We start from the raw sequence: 20,689 nt of genomic DNA, 5'->3' as shown, positions 1-20,689 counted from the left end.
GCCGCAGCGCCCGCCGCAGCGCCGCGCCGTCGATGTGCGGCGTCTCGCGCCCGATGTCGTCGGCGAGCACCTGCGCCATGCCGCGCAGCAGCTGCGCCAGGATCGTCCCGGAGTTGCCGCGGGCCCCGATGAGCGCCCCGTGGGCCATCGCGTGCACGGCGTCCGCCAGGGAGGGCTCCCCCGCACCCGTCCCGTACCCGGCGAACACCGCCTCCACGGCCGTGGCCGCCGATTCCACGGTGAGGTAGAGATTGGTCCCGGTGTCGCCGTCGGCCACCGGATAGACGTTGATCGCGTCGATCTCCTCACGCGCGCGACCGAGCGCTCCGAGTGCCAGACCGCACCAGCTGCGCACCGCGAGAGCATCGAGGAATGTCTGCGGCACCTGCGCCACCTGCGCCTCCCTGAGCTGGCTGAACGTGGTCGCAGCGTAGACCCAGGAACCCTGTCCACCGGAAGAGGACCGGGAGCGGTGCCCTGAGCTGCCATGGTAGTTTCGTTGTACGGGCGCAGCCGTTGTATGCTGCTCCGGTTGCCCGATCCGATCGGGCCGTTCCCCTGGCAGCGCCACTCAAGATCTCAGGTCTTAGGATCTCGATCCCGGCATGCCGGGATTAACCGTAAGTGCATCTGAAGTCTTTGGAGTGACCCGTGGCTGCCAACTGCGACGTCTGCGGCAAGGGGCCGGGCTTCGGCAACAACATCTCGTTTTCGCACCGCCGTACGTCCCGCCGCTGGAACCCGAACATCCAGCGTGTGCGTACCGTGGTCGGCGGGACGCCGAAGCGCGTGAACGCTTGCACCTCGTGCATCAAGGCCGGCAAGGTCTCGCGCTGACGCTACAGCTGAGCGCGCGGCCACTGCCTGGTTCGCTGCACTGAGCCGGTCCACCTGAGGGTGGGCCGGCTTTTTGCCGTGCCCGGAGCTTTTTTGCCGTAGCCGGAGCTCTCGGCGGGGTCACCCCCGCAGCCGCCAACCGTGATCCACCGGCCCGATCCCCGCGCCGAGCGCGAATCCGGCGGCGATCGCCCCCGTGACGTACTCCTTGGCCGCCGTGACCGCCTCCGGCACGGAGAGCCCCTTCGCCAGCCCCGACGCGATGGCCGAGGCGAGCGTGCAGCCCGTGCCGTGCGTGTGCCGGTTGTCGTGGCGGGGCGCACGCAGCCGGTACTCGGCGGCACCGTCCGTGAGCAGGTCCACGGCGTCCCCGGGCAGGTGCCCGCCCTTGATCAGCACCCAGCGCGGCCCGTATTCCAGCACGGCCGCCGCGGCCGGTCGCAGATCGTCCTCGGACTCCACGCGCACCCCGGTGAGTTGTGCCACCTCGTCGAGGTTCGGGGTCGCCACGGTCGCCACCGGGAGCAGCTTCGTCCGTACGGTGTCCAGCGCGGACGCGGCCAGCAGCGCATCGCCGTGCTTGGAGACGCCCACCGGGTCCACGACGGCCGGAGCGTTCGTGCCGGAGATCAACTCGGCGACCGCCTCGACCAGTTCCGCGGAGGCCAGCATGCCGGTCTTGACGGCCTGGACGCCGATGTCGTCCACGACACTGCGGTACTGGGCCCGTACCGCCTCCACGGGCAGTTCCCAGGCGCCCTGCACGCCCACGGAGTTCTGCGCGGTCACCGCCGTGATCACGCTCATCCCGTGCACGCCGAGCGCCAGCATCGTCTTCAGGTCGGCCTGGATGCCCGCTCCGCCCCCCGAGTCGGAGCCCGCCACGGTCAGCACGCGAGGGATCACGACTCGATGTCCCCGAAGTGGTCCCAGCCGCCCTTGCTGGTCCAGGGCGCCCCGTCGACGGTCACCTGCGGCAGCGCGGAGGGGTTGAGGACCTCGCCGATGACCTTCCAGCGGGCCGGCAGCTTGGTGTCCGACGGGAAGGTCGCGACGATCGCGTGGTCCTCTCCCCCGGTCAGCACCCACTGCAGCGGGTCGACGCCGACGGCCTGCCCGATGTCGTTCATCTGGGTCGGGATGTCGATCGCGCCCGAGCGGATGTCGATGCGCACCTTGCTCGCCTCGGCGATGTGCCCGAGGTCGGCGATCAGTCCGTCGCTCACGTCGCACATCGCGGTCGCGCCGAGCGCGGCGGCGGCCGGGCCCGCGTGGTAGGGCGGCTCGGGGCGGCGGTGGGCCTCCACGAAGGCCCGCGGGGAGCGGAAACCCCGGGAGAGGACCGCGTAACCGGCCGCGGACCAGCCCAGCCAGCCCGTGACGGCGACCAGGTCGCCGGGCTGGGCACCGGCCCGGGTGACGGGCTCCTGGTTGCGCAGATCGCCGAGCGCGGTGATCGACACCATGATCGTGTCGCCCCGCACGACGTCGCCGCCGACCACGGAGGCGCCCGCGACCTGGCACTCGTCACGCAGGCCGTCCATCAGCTCGCTGGGCCAGGTCACCGGGAGTTCGGCCGGGACGACCAGACCGAGCAGCAGGGCGGTCGGTACGGCGCCCATCGCGGCGATGTCGGCGAGGTTCTGCGCCGCCGCCTTGCGCCCGACGTCGTACGCCGTGGACCAGTCGCGGCGGAAGTGCCGCCCCTCCAGCAGGATGTCGGTGCTCGCCACCACCCGGCGGTCGGGCGCGGCGACCACCGCGGCGTCGTCGCCGGGGCCGATCCGGACCGCCGGGGTGGTGGTGAGACGGGAGGTGAGCTCCCTGATGAGCCCGAACTCCCCGAGCTCACCAACAGTGCCCTTCATTGCCCTTGCTCCCCTTCTCTGCCATGCCGTGCCCAGTCGCGCGTCATCAGTGTCCCCGATACGGTCGAGGTGACTGTCGGTACGGTCCGGAAGACCGTCGGAACGGTCCTTGCGACCGTCAACTTCCGTCGTGCCTGCACCCTGGCGCGCAAGCCCGGTTCCCGCAGGTCTCCCCGCGGGGAGCGGCGACGCGATACCGTGGCGTTCCTTTTCCCCACATGATCCTCGTGGCCGCCCTGGAGGTTCCGTGGTACAGGCGTACATCCTGATCCAGACGGAGGTCGGCAAGGCGTCGACCGTCGCCGAGACGATCAGCAAGATCCCTGGAGTGATCCAGGCAGAGGACGTGACGGGACCGTACGACGTCATCGTGCGCGCCCAGGCCGACACGGTCGACGACCTCGGTCGCATGGTGGTCGCCAAGGTCCAGCAAGTGGACGGCATCACCCGCACCCTGACCTGTCCGGTCGTGCATCTGTAGCCCCCGTCTACGCTTGGCCGGTGAACATCTCCCGTCACCGGCCCCTCGGCCTGCTCGCACCCGCGCTCCTGATCGCGGTCGCGGGCTGCTCCTCGGCAGACGACAGCGCCGCCGTGGCGGTTCCCAGTCCCGACGCGAAGACGGCGCCGGTGTGCCGGGCCCTGCACCGGGTGCTGCCCCAGAAGCTCGACGGGCGAAGCCGCAACGACCCCGGACCCCGGTCCGCCTATACAGCGGGCTGGGGAAACCCGGCGATCATACTGCGCTGTGGTGTCGTACGGCCGCCGAAGATGATCGATCCCAAGGTGGCCGAGGGCGGTGACCCCGACGCCATCGCGGGCGGGGTGAACGGCGTCGACTGGCTGATGGAGAAGCAGAGCGACGGCACCTGGCGGTTCACCACCGCGGGCCGCGTGGCATACGTGCAGATCGGGCTGCCCAGGGGCATGTCCGCGCAGGAGGAGGGCACGGCCGTGCTCACGGATCTCGCTGCGGCCGTGAAGAAGGCGATCCCCGAGGGGATCGCCTCCATGCGCGGGTGACTCGCGGGCTGCTCAGCGCAGGCCGGTCGAGCGGCGCAGCGCCGCCTGCACCAGGCGGTCGATCAGCTCCGGGTAGCTGACGCCGCCGGCCTGCCACATCTGCGGGTACATCGAGATGGGCGTGAAGCCGGGCAGGGTGTTGATCTCGTTGATCACGAACTCGCCGTCCTCGGTGAGGAAGAAGTCCGCGCGGACCAGACCCTCGCAGGAGACCGCCTCGAACGCCTCGACGGCGAGCCGCTGCACCTCGGCGGTCTGCTCCGCGGTGAGCGGCGCCGGGACGATTCCGGGCGTGGAGTCGATGTACTTGGCCTCGAAGTCGTAGTACGCGTGCGCGTCCGGCGGAGGGATCTCGGCCGGGACGGAGGCGCGCGGGCCGTCCTCGAACTCCAGGACGCCGCACTCGATCTCACGGCCCCGCACGATGGCCTCGACCAGGATCTTCGGGTCGTGGGCCTGCGCGGTGGCGATCGCTTCGTCCAGGCCGGACAGGTCGTCGACCTTGGTGATGCCGATGGACGAGCCCGCGCGGGCGGGCTTCACGAACAGCGGCCAGCCGTGCTCGCCGGCGAAGTCGACGATCTTCTTGCGGGCGGCGGACTCGTCCCGCTCCCACTCGCGCGGCCGGATCACCACGTACGGGCCGACCTTGAGCCCGTAGGAGGTGAAGATCCGCTTCATGTACTCCTTGTCCTGGCCGACGGCCGAGGCGAGCACACCGGCGCCCACGTACGGCACCCCGGACAGCTCCAGGAGGCCCTGCAGGGTGCCGTCCTCGCCGTAGGGGCCGTGCAGCACCGGGAAGACCACGTCGACCTCGCCGAGCGCCTTGGGCACCGAGCCGGGCTCGCTGTAGACGACCTCGCGGTTCGCGGGGTCGACGGGGAGCACCACGCCGCCCTCGTGCGACTCCGCCAGTTCCTCGACGTCGGGGGTGCGGCGGTCGGTGATCGCCATGCGCTCCGGCTCGTCGGCGGTCAGCGCCCACCGGCCGTCCCGGGTGATGCCGATCGGCAGGACGTCGTACTTCGTCCGGTCGATGGCCTTGAGGACGGCGCCCGCGGTGACCACGGAGATCCCGTGTTCGGAGCTGCGGCCGCCGAACACGACGGCCACGCGCGGCTTGCGGGGCTGCTGCTCAGGGCTCTGGGGGAGGTTCTCGGTGCTCATATCGCGTTGAGAGTACCCGTTGGTAGAGCCCGGATACAGCGTCGGCCCGGGGGGTTCGCTCAGCGTCGTTCCGGCTTCGCGCTGCGCGACATCAGCTCCTTGACGGCGGCCACCGGGGACTTGCCCTCGTGGACGATCGCGACGACCGTCTCGGTGATGGGCATGTCGACGCCGTGCCGCCGGGCCAGATCCAGCACGGACTCGCAGGACTTGACGCCCTCGGCGGTCTGCTTGGTGACCGCGATGGTCTCCTGCAGGGTCATGCCCTTGCCGAGGTTGGTGCCGAAGGTGTGGTTGCGGGACAGCGGCGAGGAGCAGGTCGCCACCAGGTCGCCGAGGCCCGCGAGTCCGGAGAACGTCAGCGGGTCGGCGCCGAGCACGACACCGAGCCGCGCGGTCTCGGCGAGGCCCCGGGTGATGAGCGAGCCCTTGGCGTTGTCGCCGAGCCCCATGCCGTCCGCGATGCCGACGGCGAGCCCGATGACGTTCTTCACGGCACCGCCCAGTTCGCAGCCCACCACGTCGGTCTCCGTGTAGGGCCGGAAGTACGGCGTGTGGCAGGCGGCCTGGAGGCGCTGGGCGACGGACACGTCGGTGCAGGCGACCACGGCGGCGGCCGGCATGCGGGCGGCGATCTCACGGGCCAGGTTGGGTCCGGTGACGACCGCGATGCGGTCGGAGCCGACCTTGGCGACGTCGTCGACGACCTCGCTCATCCGCATGGTGGAGCCGAGTTCGACGCCCTTCATGAGGGAGACGAGCACGGTGTCCGGGGCGAGCAGCGGGGCCCACTCGGCGAGGTTGGCGCGCAGGGTCTGGGAGGGGATGGCGAGGACGGTGAATTCGGCGTCGCGCAGGGCCTCGGCCGGGTCCGAGGTGGCTCTGAGGTTCTCCGGGAGTTCGACACCCGGCAGGTAGTCGGGGTTGGTCCGCGTCGAGTTGACGGCCTCGGCCAGCTCGGGGCGGCGGGCCCACAGGGTCACCTCGCAGCCCGCGTCGGCGAGGACCATACCGAAGGCGGTGCCCCATGAGCCGGTGCCCATGACCGCCGCCTTGACCGCCTTGCTCACTTGCCCTGCCCCTCCGGTTCCTTGCCCTTGGCCTGCGCTGTCTGCGCCGTCTGCGCCTCGGTGCGGCGCCGCTGTTCGATCCGCTCGCGGCGGGGGTCGTAGGGCGTCTCGGGCGCCTTCTCGCCGCGGATCTCCTCGAGTCGGCGGGTGATGGCCGCCATGATGACCTCGGTGGCTTCCTTGAGCAGGTCCGGGGTCATCTCCTTGTCGTAGAAGCGCGAGAGGTCCACGGGCGGGCCCGCGAGCACGTGGTGGGTCTTGCGCGGGAAGAGGTTCGGCTTCTTGGCGTACGGCGGCAGCAGTTCGTTGGCGCCCCACTGGGCGATCGGGATGACCGGGCACTTGGTCTGCAGGGCGACGCGGGCGGCACCGGTCTTGCCGGTCATGGGCCAGCCGTCCGGGTCGCGGGTGAGGGTGCCCTCGGGGTAGAAGGCGACGCACTCGCCGCGCTCCACGGCGTCGATCGCGGCCCGGAAGGCGCTGAGCGCGTCCGTGGACTCGCGGTAGACGGGGATCTGCCCGGTGCCGCGCATGGCGGCGCCGACGAATCCCTTCTTGAAAAGCCCGCTCTTCGCGAGGAATCGCGGAACCCGCCCGGTGTTGTACTGATAGTGCGCGTACGCGAAGGGGTCCACGTGGGAATTGTGGTTCACCACGGTGATAAATCCGCCCTCGGCCGGAATGTGCTCCATTCCGCGCCAGTCCCGCTTGATCAGAACGACCAGCGGCGGTTTGCAGAGCACCGCGGCGAAGCGGTACCAGAAGCCGATTCTGCGGCGGGGCACAAGGACACCTTCCTCTAGAGGCTGCCACCCCGGCGGGGGCCGCACGATTGTCGCCCCGTGCCGCCGGTCTGTCGAGAACACCGTACGCCCCGTCACCGACAGCGCCAGGTGGCGCGGGGGACAATGATCGAGACGAGAGAGGGACGGTACGCCGGTGCAGTGGACCTTGGTCATCCCCCTGAAGCCCCTGTCGCGGGCCAAGAGCAGGCTCTCGGACACCGCGGGCGACGGGGTGCGCCCAGGGCTGGCGCTCGCGTTCGCCCAGGACACGGTGGCCGCGGCGCTGTCCTGTACGGCCGCCGTGGCGGATGTGGCGGTCGTCACGGACGACGGACGGGCGGCGCGCGAGCTGGCGGCACTGGGCGCGCGGATCGTCCCGGACGCGCCGGGAAGCGGCCTGAACGCCGCGCTGGCGCACGGCGCGGCGGCCGTGCGCGGAATACGCCCGCGCACACCCGTTGCCGCCCTGAACGCCGATCTGCCGGCGCTGCGCCCGGCGGAACTTGCCCTCGTCCTGGGCGCGGCGGCGGAGTTTCCCCGGGCGTTTCTCGCGGATGCGGCGGGACGGGGCACGACATTGCTGGCCGCGGGGCCCGACGGGGAATTGCAGCCGGAGTTCGGCATTGATTCCCGTGCCCGGCACCGGGGCTCGGGGGCGGAGGAACTCCGGCTCACGGGCGTGGATTCGGTACGGCAGGACGTGGACACGGGGGACGATCTGCGGGCGGCACTGGCCCTGGGCGTCGGCCCGCATACGGCTGCGGTGTCGGCGGGGTTGCTGATCCCCGGATTCTGAGCGCACGGCCGCGGCCTCACGGCGCATCCCGCAGCGGCGGACATTAGGCTGGCCTTCATGCAGGCCACCGCATACACCTACGATCCCCAAACCCGCAGCGGAAAGGTGCTCCTCGACGACGGCACCCCCGTACCCTTCGACGCCCCGGCGTTCGACGCGGGCGGCCTGCGGCTCCTGAGGCCGGGGCAGCGGGTGCGGATCGAGACGGAGGGATGCGGGGACGCCCTGCGCATCACCCTCGTAACCCTTCAAACGCTGTAACTGCCCTTACACACGCCGCGGGCCGGGCTCCCAGGGGAGTCCGGCCCGGCGCGTGAGTGCCCTGGCGTCCTTACGACGTCGCCTTGCGGGCGGTGGCCTTCTTGGCGGTGGTCTTGCGGGCCGTCGACTTCTTGGCCGGGGCCTTCTTCGCGGTGACCTTCTTCGCCGGGGCCTTCTTGGCCGTCGCCTTCTTGGCGGTGGTCTTCTTCGCCGCGGTGGTCTTCTTGGCGGCCGCCGTGGTCTTCTTGGCGGGCGCCTTCTTCGCCGTGGTCTTCTTCGCGACGGCCGCCTTCTTCGTCGGCGCCGCCTTCTTGGCCGTGACCTTCTTCGCGGCCGCCTTGGTGGTCTTCTTCGCGGCGGCCTTCTTGACCGTCGCCGCGGCGCCGCCGGTCAGGCTGCCCTTGGGCGCCTTCTTGACCGAGACCTCGCCGCCGCGCGGCAGCTTCTTCGAGCCGCTCACCAGGTCCTTGAAGCCCTGACCGGCGCGGAATCGCGGCACGGAGGTCTTCTTGACCCGAACCCGCTCGCCCGTCTGAGGGTTGCGGGCGTAGCGGGCGGGGCGGTCCACCTTCTCGAAGGACCCGAAGCCGGTGACCGAGACCCGCTCGCCCGCGACGACCGCGCGGACGATGGCGTCCAGGACATGATCGACAGCCTCGGCGGCCTGCTGACGGCCGCCGACCTTGTCGGCAATCGCTTCTACGAGCTGCGCCTTGTTCACGTCTTCCCCTTCGGAGACATCGCCAGAACGAAAGTGTTCAAGCTTTTTCGCACGTTAGGCAGATATATACCGCAAATCAAACACGAAACGGGCTTATCACCCTTGTGCCGCAACAGACTCGGTGGTCTCGGGCTGTTCAGTCGCCCTCGCCGGGGATCCGACCCTCGTCGAGGTCCGTGTTGAACCGCTCGAGCCGCCTTGCCGCAGCGGCGAGATCGTGCTTGGCCGCGGCCGTAATGACCAGCAGCTTCCGGGTCAGCGCCATCCGTACGCCCTCCGGGACTTGCAGTGCGCGCACCCTTGCGTGCGCTTCCTTGAGTTGGTTCGCGACCGCCGTATAGAGCTGGAGTTGGCCGTCGTGTTCCATGCACAGATTGTGCCATCTGGGGCGAGTTGTCGCCTGCGCAGGGGGCAACTGCCGCCTCAAATGGCCTTCCAGGCACTTGCGGAGGACGCGATCCCAGCACTCACGTACCCAGGCAACGGCCTTCGTAACGTGGCAAGTTGAGCGCGGAGCGAGAAGCTCACGGGGCCGTTCGGGTCCAGACACGGCCGTACCCCCGATCGTGGCGATCGGGGGTACGGACGGGGTGTTGGGTGGCCGAAACGCGACCCGCTCGGGGGTTGGATCAGATCTGGAGCGTCCGCGGCTTGTACGACGGCCGCTTGGTCTCGTACGCGGCGATGTCGGCCTCGTTCTGGAGCGTGATGGAGATGTCGTCCAGGCCGTTCAGCAGCCGCCAGCGGGAGTTCTCGTCCAGTTCGAAGGGGGCGGTGATGCCCTCCGCGCGAACCTCACGTGCCTCAAGGTCAACAGTGACCTCAGCAGTGGGATCCTGTTCCGTCAGTTCCCACAGGGCGTCCACGATCTTCTGGTCCAGGACCACCGTGAGCAGCCCGTTCTTCAGCGAGTTGCCCCGGAAGATGTCCGCGAAGCGCGAGGAGATCACGGCCTTGAAGCCGTAGTTCTGCAGCGCCCAGACGGCGTGCTCGCGGGAGGAGCCGGTGCCGAAGTCGGGGCCGGCGACCAGGACGGTCGCGCCCTGCCGCTCGGGACGGTTGAGGATGAACTCGGGGTCCTTGCGCCAGGCCTCGAACAGCCCGTCCTCGAAGCCGTCCCGCGTGACCTTCTTGAGCCAGTGAGCAGGGATGATCTGGTCGGTGTCGACGTTGCTGCGGCGCAGCGGGACGGCCCGGCCGGTGTGGGTGGTGAAGGCTTCCATGATTTCTCAGACTCCAGCGGGCACGGGGGCGTCGGACAGGTCGGCGGGCGAGGCCAGGTGGCCCAGGACGGCCGTGGCGGCCGCGACCTGCGGCGACACCAGGTGCGTACGACCGCCCTTGCCCTGCCGGCCCTCGAAGTTGCGGTTGGAGGTGGAGGCGGAGCGCTCGCCCGGGGCCAGCTGGTCGGGGTTCATGCCGAGGCACATCGAGCAGCCCGCGTGCCGCCATTCGGCGCCGGCCTCCTTGAAGACCACGTCCAGGCCCTCGGAGACGGCCTGCAGACCCACGCGCGCGGAGCCCGGGACGACCAGCATCCGTACGCCGTCGGCGACTTTGCGGTCCTTCAGGAGCGCGGCGGCGGCGCGCAGGTCCTCGATGCGGCCGTTGGTGCAGGAGCCTACGAAGACGGTGTCCACCTTGATGGAGCGCAGGGGCTGTCCGGCCTCCAACCCCATGTATTCCAGGGCCTTTTCGGCGGCGAGACGCTCCGAAGCGTCTTCGTACGAAGCCGGGTCGGGGACGTTCGCCGAAAGCGGCGCGCCCTGGCCGGGGTTGGTGCCCCAGGTGACGAACGGCGACAGCTCGTCGGCGTTGATCACGACCTCGGCGTCGAACTCGGCGTCGTCGTCCGTCCTCAGCGTCTTCCAGTACGCGACGGCGGCGTCCCAGTCGGCGCCCTCGGGGGCGTGCGGGCGGCCCTTGAGGTACGCGAAGGTGGTCTCGTCCGGGGCGATCATGCCCGCGCGGGCGCCCGCCTCGATCGACATGTTGCAGATGGTCATCCGGGCCTCCATCGAGAGCTTCTCGATGGCGGAGCCGCGGTACTCCAGGATGTAGCCCTGGCCGCCGCCCGTACCGATCTTCGCGATGATCGCCAGGATCAGGTCCTTGGCGGTGACGCCCTCGGGCAGCTCGCCCTCGACGGTGATGGCCATGGTCCTGGGGCGGGCCAGCGGCAGCGTCTGGGTGGCCAGCACGTGCTCGACCTGCGAGGTGCCGATGCCGAACGCCAGCGCGCCGAACGCGCCGTGCGTGGAGGTGTGGGAGTCACCGCAGACCACGGTCGTACCGGGCTGGGTCAGGCCCAGCTGCGGGCCGACGACGTGCACGACGCCCTGCTCGACGTCGCCCAGCGGGTGCAGTCGCACGCCGAACTCGGCGCAGTTCTTGCGCAGCGTCTCCAGCTGGGCGCGGGAGACCGGGTCGGCGATGGGCTTGTCGATGTCGAGGGTCGGGGTGTTGTGGTCCTCGGTGGCGATGGTGAGGTCGAGGCGGCGCACCTGACGGCCGTTCTTGCGCAGCCCGTCGAAGGCCTGCGGGCTGGTCACCTCGTGCAGCAGGTGCAGATCGATGAAGAGGAGGTCGGGCTCGCCCTCGGCGCGCCGGACGACGTGGTCGTCCCAGACCTTCTCCGCGAGTGTCCTACCCATCGCTTTCCCTCCGGCCGGCAAGCGTCCACCGGCCCAACTAGAGATCTTGAGGAAGCGGCGACTGCCCTGCTGAGGGGCCCCATGAAGTCGTGATTCCGGGCGTCCACCGCCAAGCCCGTCGGTCTGCGGGCCGTTGTGTGATTCCAGAGTGGCGCGTTCCACGGAAAATTGAACTTGCGTTTCACAGAGTGAGACGCAAGTATCGTTGCATGGACAACAGTAGCGGCGTCGGCGTTCTGGACAAGGCGGCCCTCGTCCTGAGCGCTCTGGAGTCCGGTCCGGCCACCCTCGCGGGTCTGGTCGGCGCGACCGGACTGGCACGACCCACGGCTCACCGCCTGGCCGTGGCTTTGGAACACCACCGCATGGTGGCACGCGACATGCAGGGCCGTTTCATTCTCGGGCCGCGTCTCGCGGAGCTGGCGGCGGCGGCCGGCGAGGACCGCCTGCTCGCGACGGCGGGCCCCGTGCTCACCCACCTCCGTGATGTCACCGGCGAGAGCGCACAGCTCTACCGGCGCCAGGGTGACATGCGGATCTGCGTGGCCGCGGCGGAGCGCCTGTCCGGTCTGCGGGACACCGTCCCGGTCGGCTCCACGCTCACGATGAAGGCCGGCTCCTCGGCGCAGATCCTGATGGCCTGGGAGGAGCCCGAGCGCCTGCACCGCGGCCTGCAGGGCGCCCGCTTCACGGCGACGGCCCTGTCGGGAGTACGGCGGCGCGGCTGGGCCCAGTCCATCGGCGAGCGCGAGCCGGGCGTCGCGTCCGTCTCCGCGCCGGTGCGCGGCCCCTCCAACCGCGTGGTCGCCGCGGTGTCCGTCTCCGGGCCGATCGAGCGCCTGACCCGCCACCCCGGCCGTATGCACGCGCAGGCGGTCATCGACGCCGCCGCCCGCCTCTCGGAGGCCCTGCGCCGCACGGGCTGAGCCCGGACCCGGGAACACCGAGGAGGGCCTGCCCCAACGCCGCGGCAGGCCCTCCTCGCTCCCCCGATCCCCCGGTCAGCCGGTCTTCTCGGCCACCGGCGCCTTCTGCGACCGGTAGGCGAACCGGTCCTTCGCGTACCGCCCCCGCTCCTCCAGCGGGACCTGCCCGTGCGCGGCCGCGAGCCCGAACGCCGGCATGTCCCCGTAGATCGCCTCGTACGACCCCTCCGGCACGACGTACGCCTCGTGCCAGATCCCGACCTGTCCCCGCAGCTTCCCGGTCCGCTCCTTGCGGTTGAGCCGCGCCCAGGCCTTGTGGTGGAACGCGTCCGGCGCGGCCGCGTAGGCGTACAGCTTCTCCTTGGACTCCCAGTACTGCACGATGTAGTACGAGCGCGGAGAAGCCGTCAGCATGACACGGCTGCGCAGGCCCCGCGCCGGGTCCTTCTCCAGTTCGCGCAGCATGCGGAACATCGCGAGCATCACCGGCAGCCACAGGTGGACGGCCCAGAAGCGGTTGATGCGCATGCCGATCAGCAGGACGACGACCTCGCCCTCCGCGTCGGCGGTCGTACGGGACACCATGACGACTTCCCCCTCGTTGGCGAGCAGCGCTATCCAAGAGCCGATGCTTGGATAGTGCCGTTATCCAAAAAGGAGCGCAAGACATGCGGCTGGCCGAACTGAGCAGACGCAGCGGTGTGTCCACCGCGACGATCAAGTACTACCTGCGCGAAGGCCTGCTGCCGCCGGGTCGCCAGATCAACACCACGACGGCGGAGTACGGGGACGAGCATCTGCGGCGGCTGCGGCTGGTGCGCGCGATGATCCAGGTCGGCGGGATCCCGGTGGCCACGGTCCGGGAGGTGCTGCGCAACGTCGACGACCACGCCCTGGGCCGCACCATCCGGCTGGGCGCGGCCCTGTGGGCGCTGCCGCAGGTGCCGGAGCCGGACGAGGAGGACGCCTTCGTGCAGGCGGCTCACCGGGAGGTGGACGAGCTGCTGGACCGGTTGGGCTGGTCGAACGCGAAGCTGCTGACGACGATCTCCCCCTCGTACCGCTCGCTGGTGGTGGCGGTGGCCGCGTTCCGCCGGCTCGGTTACGAGTGGGGGTTCGAACTGCTCGCGTCGTACGGCAGGTTGATGCACGAGGTGGCCAAACTCGACCTGGACTTCGTGGAGACGCATCCGTCGGAGGCGGAGAAGGTGGAGACGGCGGTGCTCGGCTCGGTGCTGACCGAGCCGATGCTGCAGGCGCTGCGCCGGCTGGCCCAGGAGGAGGAGTCGGGCCGGCGGTACGGCTTCGAGTAGGTCCGGATACGGCGAAGGCCCCCCACCGAGGTGGAGGGCCTTCCCTGTGCGTACCCCCGACCGGATTCGAACCGGCGCTACCGCCTTGAGAGGGCGGCGTGCTAGGCCGCTACACAACGGGGGCATGGACGCTGCGTTTCCGCAGGTCCGAGCTGGTCTACCTGGACTCGAACCAAGACTAACTGAACCAGAATCAGTCGTGCTGCCAATTACACCATAGACCAATGATGGTTTAGACCAGTCAGTACCCCCGACCGGATTCGAACCGGCGCTACCGCCTTGAGAGGGCGGCGTGCTAGGCCGCTACACAACGGGGGCCCTAGCGATCCCGACAGGATCAGGATCAGTACCCCCGACCGGATTCGAACCGGCGCTACTGCCTTGAGAGGGCAGCGTGCTAGGCCGCTACACAACGGGGGCTTTGCAGATAAGCTCTGCGAGCTGGCCTACCTGGACTCGAACCAAGACTAACTGAACCAGAATCAGTCGTGCTGCCAATTACACCATAGGCCACTGGAACTCAAGCCCCTGCGGGGTCCTCGTTCTAGCTTGCTCCTCGGGGCTCCGGCCTTCCGGCCCGCTCCCCTCGGCGCAGGAAGAACATTACCCGAAGGTGGACGGGGCTCCAAAACGGGTATCCGCGCGGACGAGCGCGGGGAGTTCGGCGAGGGTCGAGATCCGGCGGCAGACGACCTCCCCGACGTCCTGCGCCGAGCCCGTCCCGCGATCGATCCACACGGACAGCAGCCCGGCCTCGGCGGCGCCCCGCCCGTCGATCTCCGGGTGGTCTCCGACGTACGCCACCTCGTGCGGAGGCAGCCGCAGCGCCTCGCAGACCGCCAGGAAGGCGCCGGCCTCCGGCTTGGAGACGCCCAGCTCGGCGGCGCACAGCACGACCTCGAAGCGGTCGAGGAGGCCGAGGGTGCGCAGCTTGTGCTCCTGGACCGTGAGGCTGGAGTTGGACAGCACCGCGTGCCGGTGGCTGGTGGAGAGGGCCTCCAGGGCGGGCAGGACGTCCGGGAAGACGCTCCAGGCGGCCTCGTAGTGCCCTATGTACCGCTGGAACCAGGCGTCGCACTCGGCGTCGGTCAGATCCGCGTCCAGGAAGACCCGCACGCGGTCGCGCCGCTGCCCCTCGAAGCTGACCTCCCCGACCGAGAACCGCGCCCACTGCCGGTCGGTGATCTCCCGCCACCGGACGAGGGCCTGCTCGGGGCTGTCGTACCCGGCGAGCAGCCCCTCCACGGCCAGATGCGCCCGCATGCCCTCCCGGTCGGCGCTCGTGTAGTCGAACAGGGTGTCGTCCACGTCCCAGACCACGGCTCTGATCGTCATGCCACCGACGGTACCGCCGAACGGCTGGCACACTGGTCCGCATGAGCGAGTACCGCGTCCAGTTCACCGTCGAGGCCCGTGCGACGTTCGACGCCCTGCCGGCAGAGCGTCGAGCGCAGTTGGACAGGGCCGTACGGATACTGGCCCGTGACCCGTTCCGGAAGACATCGACCGCGCAACTGGGCCCTGACGAGCATCTGCGCAAGGCGTATGTGGCCCCGGGCGTCATGCTGGAGTACATGGTGGCCGGCGCGATCATGGTCATCGTCGTGCTGGAGATCTTCGACGAGAGCGCCTATCTGATCGACGAAGCCGACGCCCAGTGACCGACGCAACAGGGGCGGCACCCGGAACACACCGGGTGCCGCCCCTGACGCATGGGCCGGCTACGCGCTCAGCTTCACCAGGGCCGCGTCGATCCGGGCCAGCGTCTTCTCCCTGCCCAGGACTTCCAGGGACTCGAAGAGCGGCAGGCCGACGGTGCGGCCGGTGACGGCGACGCGGACCGGGGCCTGGGCCTTGCCGAGCTTGAGGCCGTACACCTCACCGGCGGCCAGGACGGCCTCCTTCAGGGACTCGGGGGAGGTCCAGTCGGCCGCATCCAGCTTCTCGCGGGCCGTGCGGAGCAGGGCGTCGCTGCCCTCCTTCATCGCCTTGGCCCACGAAGCCTCGTCCTCGACCGGCTCCGGCAGGAAGAGGAAGTCGACGTTGTCGGTGATCTCCGACAGCACCTTCAGGCGGGTCTGGGCGTGCGGGGCGATCGCCTGCCACTTGGCCTCGTCGAAGGCCTCGGGCGCCCAGGGGGCGAAGGGGGCCTTCAGCCAGGGGCGGCAGCGCTCGGTGAACTCCTTCACATCCAGCATGCGGATGTGGTCGCCGTTGATCGCCTCGCACTTCTTCAGGTCGAAGCGGGCCGGGTTGGGGTTCACGTCGGAGATGTCGAAGGCGGCGACCATCTCGGCGATCGTGAAGACGTCCTGGTCCGCGGAGAGCGACCAGCCCAGCAGGGACAGGTAGTTGAGCAGGCCCTCCGGCAGGAAGCCCTGCTCGCGGTAGAGGTTCAGCGACGACTGCGGGTCCCGCTTGGAGAGCTTCTTGTTGCCCTCGCCCATCACGTACGGCAGGTGGCCGAACTCGGGGACGCCCTTCGCGATGCCCAGCTCCGTCAGCGCCTTGTACAGCGCGATCTGGCGCGGGGTGGAGGAGAGCAGGTCCTCGCCGCGCAGGACGTGGGTGATCTCCATCAGCGCGTCGTCGACCGGGTTGACCAGCGTGTACAGCGGGGCGCCGTTCGCGCGGACGATGCCGTAGTCCGGCACGTTCTCCGGGGTGAAGGTCAGCTCGCCGCGGACCAGGTCGGTGAAGGTGATCGTCTCGTCCGGCATCCGGAAGCGGACGATGGGCGTACGGCCCTGGGCCTTGTACTCCTCCACCTGCGCCTCGGTCAGGTCGCGGCAGTGGCCGTCGTAACCCGAGGGCTTCCCGGCGGCGCGGGCGGCCTCGCGGCGGGTGTCCAGCTCCTCCTGGGAGCAGTAGCAGTGGTAGGCGTGGCCGGTGTCCAGGAGCTTCTGGGCGACGTCCCGGTAGATGTCCATGCGCTGCGACTGGCGGTACGGCGCGTGCGGGCCGCCGACCTCGGGGCCCTCGTCCCAGTCGAAGCCGAGCCAGCGCATCGCGTCGAGCAGCTGCTGGTAGGACTCCTCGGAGTCGCGGGCGGCGTCGGTGTCCTCGATGCGGAAGACCAGGGTGCCCTGGTGGTGCCGGGCGAACGCCCAGTTGAACAGGGCGGTGCGGACCAGGCCCACGTGCGGGTTACCGGTGGGCGAGGGACAGAAACGGACGCGTACGGGTGAGCCGGGTGCGCTAGCCACGCTTGACAACCTTGTTGGTGAGAGTGCCGATGCCTTCGATGGAGACGGCGACCTCGTCGCCGACGTTCAGGGGGCCGACCCCCGCGGGGGTGCCGGTGAGGATGACGTCGCCGGGGAGCAGGGTCATGGCCTCGGAGATGTTGACGACCAGGTCCTCGATGGGGTGGACCATCTCGCTCGTACGGCCCAGCTGGCGCTGTTCGCCGTTGACGGTGAGCTGGATGGTGAGGTCGTTCGCCCGTTCGAGGGCGAGGCCGGTCTCCACCCAGGGGCCGAGCGGGCAGGAGGTGTCGAAGCCCTTGGCGCGCGCCCACTGCTTCTCGCGCTTCTGCACGTCGCGGGCGGTGACGTCGTTGGCGCAGGTGTAGCCGAAGATCACGTCTTTGACGCGCTCACGCGGGACCTCGCGGCACATGCGGCCGATGACCACGGCCAGCTCGGCCTCGTGGTGCAGTTCCTCGGAGAAGGAGGGGTACTGGATCTCGTCGCCGGGGCCGATCACCGAGGTGGAGGGCTTGAAGAAGGCGAAGGGGGCGTCCGGGACCTCGTTGCCCAGCTCACGCGCGTGCTCGGCGTAGTTGCGGCCGAACGCCACGACCTTGTTGGGCAGGACCGGCGGGAGCAGCCTGACCTTGCTCAGCGGCACCTTCGTGCCGGACAGCTCGTAGTCCGCGAACGGGATGCCCTTGATGATGTCGAGGACGAGTTCGTCCTGCTTGTCGCCCTCGACCGCGCCGAAGGCTACGTTCCCGTCGATGGAGAACCTGGCGATGCGCACGGGATCCTTGCGCCCCTTACTGAGAACCGGCGTACTGACGCCCCAGGTTAACCGGTGGGAATCCAGGTTCGCGGTCTCCGGCGTGCGCCCCGGGGGCCGTGCCGCGGGCCGTGCGGCGCGCCGGCGGCCGTGGGAACGCGGCCGCCGTGGTTCAGCGCATCGGGCGAGGCTCCCGCCCGTCACTCTCCGGCCGTGGCCGTTACTCTCCGGCCATGGCCGTCGCGCCGACCGGGACGTCCACCAGCACCGTGCGCCGGGGGTTGGCCGTCTGGGCGGGGAGGTCGACGGAGTGCTCCGGCTGCTGGGGCGTCCGCAGTTCGCCGACGTCCTTCAGATGCGCCAGGGTGGTGCGTCGCGGGTTGGCGATCCGGTGGAACATCATCGTCGTCTTCACGGTTGTACGCGTCCTAGTCCTGTGTCGGCGGGGTTACAGAGAGGTCCCTCGTGTAAAGCGTCAGGCTAAACATCCAATTCCCTGCCGAAGGCGCCAACTGCCCACGAGGTGCGTGTGAGTTTGCTCACGACCTCGCGGACAATCCGGTCAAATCCGACGGGCAATATGCCCTAACGAAACGGACATTGACCATCTGAAGCCATCATTCCGCTCCTGATCATGGCGACTCAGACACCAGGCACCGACCGCTGACTCACACGGATACGCCCGATATGTTCGGGATCGGCCTCCACGGCTGGTGACGTGGCACTCACAGCCCGTCACGTAGGTCACAGCTCGGGGTACGGCCCTTGTTGGAGATCCGGCACTGTGCTGGAATTCCACGGACCGCCGCGGGAATCGAGCCGGCGCAAGGGGCGCGAAGCAGCGCCGTAGCGGCGGCCGAGACAGGGGGGAACCAGCGCCGGTCACTCAAGACCACCGGGGGGCGTATTCAGGGCGCTCTCCACAACGCCGACACCGTGTCCCTCCGTTCGCGCGGAGGGGCGCCTGGTCCAGAGGTTGCGACGCTAGTGCAGGGACGTTTCAAGAGGGATGGCAGCGCTTCGGCGGAGCCGGAGTCGCACGACGGGACTGGCCCCATGAAGGGCAGCTCCTCGCCCCAGCACGCCCAGAACCCGGGCCCGGCCCCGTCGGCGGACGGCGGTGAGCGCGGCGGACGCCCCGGCGTGTCGGCCTCGTCGGCCTCCATCGGGACCGGCAACTCCGGCGCCACCCCCGCGCCGGCCATCAAGCCCGCCAAGGGCTCCAGCGGCCCCGGCTCCCGCATGGCCCTGCGCAACTGGCGCATCTCCACGCGCCTGGTGTCGCTGCTCGCGCTGCCCGTGGTCGCGGCGACCTCGCTGGGCGCGCTGCGCATCGACCAGAACATCACCGACATCCAGCAGCTCGACAACATGAAGCTGCTGACGGACATGACCAAGCAGGCCACCGAGCTGGCGGCCGCTCTCCAGGAGGAGCGCGACCAGTCCGCCGGTCCCCTGGCGCACGGCCTGAACGCGAGCGACTACACGGTCAAGGGCTACCGGGACAAGACCGACCGAGCGCTGGCGAACTTCGAGAACTCCACCCAGGAGATCGACGCCGCGAGCAAGGGCGGCCAGCTCCAGGGCGTGCGTGACAACCTCGTCGGCATCTTCAACCAGCTCGACCAGCTGGCCAAGATCCGCAAGGGCGCCTACTCCTCGCAGGGCAACTCGACCCAGACGATCGAGTCCTACCACCGGCTCATCACCCAGCTGATCGACCTGTCCCAGGACATGGCCCAGGCGTCCAGCAACCCGGAGATGATCTCGCGCACCCGCGCCCTGGCGGCCTTCTCCACCGCCAAGGAGTACGCCTCCGTGCAGCGCGCCACGATCGCCGCCGCGCTGCCCGCGACCACGTCGACCAAGGGCGACCTCTCGACGAACGACCGCCTCTACGGCCAGTCGGCGTACCAGAGCGAGAACTCCGAGATCGCGATCTTCCGGAAGATCTACGCGAACAACAACGCCGAGGAACTCCTCAAGCCGATCGACGAGGGCAACCCGACGATCGAGTCCGCAGACACCTACGCCAAGCGCGTCTTCGACTCCCCCGACGGCCTCCAGAGCCTGAACGCCCGCTCCTACCGCGACTGGGTGGACGACAGCTCGACCAAGATCGAGCAGATGAAGAAGATCGAGCACACGCTGCTCGAGGAGATGGAGCAGAAGGCCCGCGAGCTGAAGAGCGCCACCCAGCAGGACGCCATCATCTCCGGTGCGCTGATCCTGCTCGTGCTCGGTGTGTCGCTGGTCGGCGCGTTCATCGTGGCCCGGTCCATGATCCGCTCGCTGCGCCGCCTGCAGGAGACCGCGACCAAGGTCGCCCAGGACCGCCTGCCCGAGCTGGTCAAGCAGCTGTCGGAGTCCGACCCTCAGGACGTCGACACCTCCGTCGAGTCGGTCGGTGTGCACTCCCGGGACGAGATCGGCCAGGTGGCCGCGGCCTTCGACGACGTGCACCGCGAGGCGGTCCGCCTGGCCGCCGAGCAGGCCCTGCTGCGGGGCAACGTCAACGCGATGTTCACCAACCTCTCGCGCCGCTCCCAGGGCCTCATCCAGCGCCAGCTGTCGCTCATCTCCGAACTGGAGTCCCGCGAGGCCGACCCGGACCAGCTGTCCTCGCTGTTCAAGCTCGACCACCTCGCGACGCGTATGCGCCGTAACGGCGAGAACCTCCTCGTCCTCGCGGGTGAGGAGCCCGGCCGCCGCTGGACCCGCCCGGTCCCGCTGGTCGACGTGCTCCGCGCCGCCGCGTCCGAGGTGGAGCAGTACGAGCGCATCGAGCTGGCCGCCGTGCCGACCACCGAGGTCGCCGGCCGCGTGGTCAACGACCTCGTGCACCTGCTCGCCGAGCTGCTGGAGAACGCCACCTCGTTCTCCTCGCCGCAGACCAAGGTCAAGGTCACCGGTCACGCGCTGCCCGACGGCCGCGTGCTGATCGAGATCCACGACACCGGTATCGGCCTGTCCCCCGAGGACCTCGCGGCGATCAACGAGCGGCTCGCCTCGCCGCCCACCGTGGACGTGTCGGTCTCCCGCCGCATGGGCCTCTTCGTGGTCGGCCGGCTGTCCCAGCGGCACGGCATCCGCATCCAGCTGCGCCCGTCCGACTCCGGCGGTACGACCGCGCTGGTCATGCTGCCCGTGGACGTGGCCCAGGGCGGCAAGAAGCCCACTCCGGGCAAGCCGGGCGCGCCCGCGACCCAGGGACCCCCGGACACACCAGGGGCCCGGCCCCGCCGAAGCGGAACCGGGCCCCTGGGCTGGTCATGGCGACCGATCGGAGCGGGCGACGGGAA

24 protein-coding genes and 5 tRNA genes are annotated in these 20,689 nt (G+C 69.8%); 9 read left to right on the top strand and 20 right to left on the bottom strand.

What is annotated here, in order from left to right:
• On the bottom strand, positions 1-394 hold a 394-nt coding region (locus ABT288_RS44000), incomplete at its 3' end, for a DAK2 domain-containing protein (RefSeq protein ID WP_351620848.1).
• 257 nt (positions 395-651) lie between these two features.
• On the opposite strand from ABT288_RS44000, the gene rpmB reads away from it, so the two are divergent.
• On the top strand, positions 652-837 hold the full coding sequence (gene rpmB, locus ABT288_RS43995) for a 50S ribosomal protein L28 (protein WP_009190838.1): 186 nt from the start codon (positions 652-654) through the stop codon (positions 835-837).
• Between the two features lie 120 nt (positions 838-957).
• Here the strand turns inward: rpmB and thiD are convergent, their stop codons facing one another.
• Both thiD and ABT288_RS43985 read right to left on the bottom strand, forming a co-directional pair.
• Positions 958-1,743 carry a bifunctional hydroxymethylpyrimidine kinase/phosphomethylpyrimidine kinase gene (gene thiD, locus ABT288_RS43990; RefSeq protein ID WP_351620845.1) on the bottom strand — a complete coding sequence of 262 codons (786 nt, stop codon included), beginning with the start codon at positions 1,741-1,743 and terminating at the stop codon, positions 958-960.
• A complete protein-coding gene (locus ABT288_RS43985; protein ID WP_228622989.1) occupies positions 1,740-2,705 on the bottom strand; it encodes a thiamine-phosphate kinase in 966 nt (321 codons plus the stop codon). Before ABT288_RS43985 ends, thiD begins: the two co-directional genes overlap by 4 nt.
• Before the next feature lie 247 nt (positions 2,706-2,952).
• On the opposite strand from ABT288_RS43985, the gene ABT288_RS43980 reads away from it, so the two are divergent.
• Together ABT288_RS43980 and ABT288_RS43975 are read left to right on the top strand one after the other, a co-directional pair.
• Positions 2,953-3,186 carry an Lrp/AsnC family transcriptional regulator gene (locus tag ABT288_RS43980; RefSeq protein ID WP_003997603.1) on the top strand — a complete coding sequence of 78 codons (234 nt, stop codon included), beginning with the start codon at positions 2,953-2,955 and terminating at the stop codon, positions 3,184-3,186.
• Positions 3,187-3,206: 20 nt separating this feature from the next.
• Positions 3,207-3,728: a DUF3515 domain-containing protein gene (locus tag ABT288_RS43975; protein ID WP_351620842.1), complete on the top strand. Its 522-nt coding sequence runs from the start codon at positions 3,207-3,209 to the stop codon at positions 3,726-3,728.
• Positions 3,729-3,740: 12 nt separating this feature from the next.
• Here ABT288_RS43975 and ABT288_RS43970 read toward each other — a convergent pair whose 3' ends face one another.
• Genes ABT288_RS43970 through ABT288_RS43960 form a run of 3 tightly spaced genes read right to left on the bottom strand, consistent with a single transcriptional unit; the run spans position 3,741 to position 6,753 of the window.
• Positions 3,741-4,898 carry a D-alanine--D-alanine ligase family protein gene (locus ABT288_RS43970; protein WP_351620839.1) on the bottom strand — a complete coding sequence of 386 codons (1,158 nt, stop codon included), beginning with the start codon at positions 4,896-4,898 and terminating at the stop codon, positions 3,741-3,743.
• A gap of 59 nt (positions 4,899-4,957) precedes the next feature.
• Entirely contained in the window at positions 4,958-5,968 is a 1,011-nt protein-coding gene (locus ABT288_RS43965) for an NAD(P)H-dependent glycerol-3-phosphate dehydrogenase (RefSeq protein WP_351620837.1), read from the bottom strand.
• Positions 5,965-6,753 carry a lysophospholipid acyltransferase family protein gene (locus ABT288_RS43960; protein WP_351620834.1) on the bottom strand — a complete coding sequence of 263 codons (789 nt, stop codon included), beginning with the start codon at positions 6,751-6,753 and terminating at the stop codon, positions 5,965-5,967. The genes ABT288_RS43965 and ABT288_RS43960 overlap by 4 nt, the downstream gene beginning before the upstream one ends.
• 154 nt (positions 6,754-6,907) lie before the next feature.
• On the opposite strand from ABT288_RS43960, the gene cofC reads away from it, so the two are divergent.
• Positions 6,908-7,549, top strand: a complete 642-nt coding sequence (cofC, locus tag ABT288_RS43955) for a 2-phospho-L-lactate guanylyltransferase (protein WP_351620832.1) — start codon at positions 6,908-6,910, stop codon at positions 7,547-7,549.
• Positions 7,550-7,606: 57 nt separating this feature from the next.
• On the top strand, positions 7,607-7,810 hold the full coding sequence (locus tag ABT288_RS43950; protein WP_351620829.1) for a hypothetical protein: 204 nt from the start codon (positions 7,607-7,609) through the stop codon (positions 7,808-7,810).
• A gap of 70 nt (positions 7,811-7,880) precedes the next feature.
• On the opposite strand, the gene ABT288_RS43945 is transcribed toward ABT288_RS43950, so the two are convergent.
• The 4 genes from ABT288_RS43945 to leuC form a co-directional block, all read right to left on the bottom strand.
• The gene (locus ABT288_RS43945) at positions 7,881-8,531 is read right to left on the bottom strand and encodes an HU family DNA-binding protein (RefSeq protein WP_351620826.1); all 651 of its coding nucleotides are present in this window, start codon (positions 8,529-8,531) and stop codon (positions 7,881-7,883) included.
• 136 nt (positions 8,532-8,667) lie between these two features.
• Positions 8,668-8,898 carry an SCO5555 family protein gene (locus ABT288_RS43940; protein ID WP_351620823.1) on the bottom strand — a complete coding sequence of 77 codons (231 nt, stop codon included), beginning with the start codon at positions 8,896-8,898 and terminating at the stop codon, positions 8,668-8,670.
• Between the two features lie 262 nt (positions 8,899-9,160).
• The gene (leuD, locus tag ABT288_RS43935) at positions 9,161-9,754 is read right to left on the bottom strand and encodes a 3-isopropylmalate dehydratase small subunit (protein ID WP_351620820.1); all 594 of its coding nucleotides are present in this window, start codon (positions 9,752-9,754) and stop codon (positions 9,161-9,163) included.
• A gap of 6 nt (positions 9,755-9,760) precedes the next feature.
• The gene (gene leuC, locus ABT288_RS43930; protein WP_351620817.1) at positions 9,761-11,185 is read right to left on the bottom strand and encodes a 3-isopropylmalate dehydratase large subunit; all 1,425 of its coding nucleotides are present in this window, start codon (positions 11,183-11,185) and stop codon (positions 9,761-9,763) included.
• Positions 11,186-11,394: 209 nt separating this feature from the next.
• Here leuC and ndgR point away from each other — a divergent pair, with 209 nt between their 5' ends.
• The gene (ndgR, locus tag ABT288_RS43925; RefSeq protein ID WP_030577649.1) at positions 11,395-12,111 is read left to right on the top strand and encodes an IclR family transcriptional regulator NdgR; all 717 of its coding nucleotides are present in this window, start codon (positions 11,395-11,397) and stop codon (positions 12,109-12,111) included.
• Positions 12,112-12,186: 75 nt separating this feature from the next.
• Here the strand turns inward: ndgR and ABT288_RS43920 are convergent, their stop codons facing one another.
• Complete coding sequence (locus ABT288_RS43920; protein ID WP_351620814.1) at positions 12,187-12,696, bottom strand: DUF4188 domain-containing protein; 510 nt, start codon at positions 12,694-12,696, stop codon at positions 12,187-12,189.
• An 83-nt stretch (positions 12,697-12,779) separates the two neighbouring features.
• Between ABT288_RS43920 and ABT288_RS43915 the strand changes: the two genes are divergently transcribed.
• Positions 12,780-13,424 (top strand): MerR family transcriptional regulator, encoded by a 645-nt coding sequence (locus ABT288_RS43915; protein WP_351620811.1) that lies wholly within the window; start codon positions 12,780-12,782, stop codon positions 13,422-13,424.
• Positions 13,425-13,475: 51 nt separating this feature from the next.
• Here the strand turns inward: ABT288_RS43915 and ABT288_RS43910 are convergent.
• The 6 genes from ABT288_RS43910 to ABT288_RS43885 all read right to left on the bottom strand — a co-directional run bounded on the left by ABT288_RS43910 (position 13,476) and on the right by ABT288_RS43885 (position 14,759).
• Positions 13,476-13,548, bottom strand: a tRNA-Glu gene (locus ABT288_RS43910).
• Positions 13,549-13,576: 28 nt separating this feature from the next.
• Positions 13,577-13,648: transfer RNA gene (locus ABT288_RS43905), tRNA-Gln, on the bottom strand.
• A 21-nt stretch (positions 13,649-13,669) separates the two neighbouring features.
• Positions 13,670-13,742: transfer RNA gene (locus ABT288_RS43900), tRNA-Glu, on the bottom strand.
• Between the two features lie 29 nt (positions 13,743-13,771).
• Positions 13,772-13,844, bottom strand: a tRNA-Glu gene (locus ABT288_RS43895).
• Positions 13,845-13,865: 21 nt separating this feature from the next.
• Positions 13,866-13,937 (bottom strand) — tRNA-Gln (locus tag ABT288_RS43890).
• 90 nt (positions 13,938-14,027) lie between these two features.
• The gene (locus ABT288_RS43885; protein WP_351620809.1) at positions 14,028-14,759 is read right to left on the bottom strand and encodes an HAD family hydrolase; all 732 of its coding nucleotides are present in this window, start codon (positions 14,757-14,759) and stop codon (positions 14,028-14,030) included.
• A gap of 41 nt (positions 14,760-14,800) precedes the next feature.
• Between ABT288_RS43885 and ABT288_RS43880 the strand changes: the two genes are divergently transcribed.
• Positions 14,801-15,085, top strand: a complete 285-nt coding sequence (locus ABT288_RS43880; protein ID WP_069778531.1) for a type II toxin-antitoxin system RelE family toxin — start codon at positions 14,801-14,803, stop codon at positions 15,083-15,085.
• 60 nt (positions 15,086-15,145) lie between these two features.
• Here the strand turns inward: ABT288_RS43880 and gltX are convergent, their stop codons facing one another.
• The 3 genes from gltX to ABT288_RS43865 all read right to left on the bottom strand — a co-directional run bounded on the left by gltX (position 15,146) and on the right by ABT288_RS43865 (position 17,802).
• Positions 15,146-16,630 (bottom strand): glutamate--tRNA ligase, encoded by a 1,485-nt coding sequence (gltX, locus tag ABT288_RS43875; protein WP_351620807.1) that lies wholly within the window; start codon positions 16,628-16,630, stop codon positions 15,146-15,148.
• Positions 16,623-17,408, bottom strand: coding sequence for a fumarylacetoacetate hydrolase family protein (locus tag ABT288_RS43870; protein WP_351620804.1), 786 nt, complete (start codon positions 17,406-17,408; stop codon positions 16,623-16,625). The genes gltX and ABT288_RS43870 overlap by 8 nt, the downstream gene beginning before the upstream one ends.
• 199 nt (positions 17,409-17,607) lie before the next feature.
• Complete coding sequence (locus tag ABT288_RS43865) at positions 17,608-17,802, bottom strand: hypothetical protein (RefSeq protein ID WP_351620801.1); 195 nt, start codon at positions 17,800-17,802, stop codon at positions 17,608-17,610.
• A 572-nt stretch (positions 17,803-18,374) separates the two neighbouring features.
• On the opposite strand from ABT288_RS43865, the gene ABT288_RS43860 reads away from it, so the two are divergent.
• Positions 18,375-20,689 (top strand): sensor histidine kinase (locus ABT288_RS43860; protein WP_351620798.1); only part of this gene is annotated, 2,315 nt, incomplete at its 3' end.

Origin of the sequence: Streptomyces sp. NPDC001093, from assembly GCF_040298985.1 — a bacterium.
Lineage (GTDB): Bacteria > Actinomycetota > Actinomycetes > Streptomycetales > Streptomycetaceae > Streptomyces.
Note: the sequence above shows the minus strand (reverse complement) of the source record. Positions and strands in the feature narration are given on the sequence as shown.

Coding starts and splice junctions, on each gene's coding strand:
- ABT288_RS43985 (WP_228622989.1), bottom strand. CDS start 2,705: ATGAAGGGCACTGTTGGTGAGCTCGGGGAGTTCGGGCTCATCAGGGAG.
- ABT288_RS43970 (WP_351620839.1), bottom strand. CDS start 4,898: ATGAGCACCGAGAACCTCCCCCAGAGCCCTGAGCAGCAGCCCCGCAAG.
- ABT288_RS43950 (WP_351620829.1), top strand. CDS start 7,607: ATGCAGGCCACCGCATACACCTACGATCCCCAAACCCGCAGCGGAAAG.
- ABT288_RS43940 (WP_351620823.1), bottom strand. CDS start 8,898: ATGGAACACGACGGCCAACTCCAGCTCTATACGGCGGTCGCGAACCAA.
- leuD (WP_351620820.1), bottom strand. CDS start 9,754: ATGGAAGCCTTCACCACCCACACCGGCCGGGCCGTCCCGCTGCGCCGC.
- leuC (WP_351620817.1), bottom strand. CDS start 11,185: ATGGGTAGGACACTCGCGGAGAAGGTCTGGGACGACCACGTCGTCCGG.
- ndgR (WP_030577649.1), top strand. CDS start 11,395: ATGGACAACAGTAGCGGCGTCGGCGTTCTGGACAAGGCGGCCCTCGTC.
- ABT288_RS43920 (WP_351620814.1), bottom strand. CDS start 12,696: ATGGTGTCCCGTACGACCGCCGACGCGGAGGGCGAGGTCGTCGTCCTG.
- ABT288_RS43915 (WP_351620811.1), top strand. CDS start 12,780: ATGCGGCTGGCCGAACTGAGCAGACGCAGCGGTGTGTCCACCGCGACG.
- ABT288_RS43885 (WP_351620809.1), bottom strand. CDS start 14,759: ATGACGATCAGAGCCGTGGTCTGGGACGTGGACGACACCCTGTTCGAC.
- ABT288_RS43880 (WP_069778531.1), top strand. CDS start 14,801: ATGAGCGAGTACCGCGTCCAGTTCACCGTCGAGGCCCGTGCGACGTTC.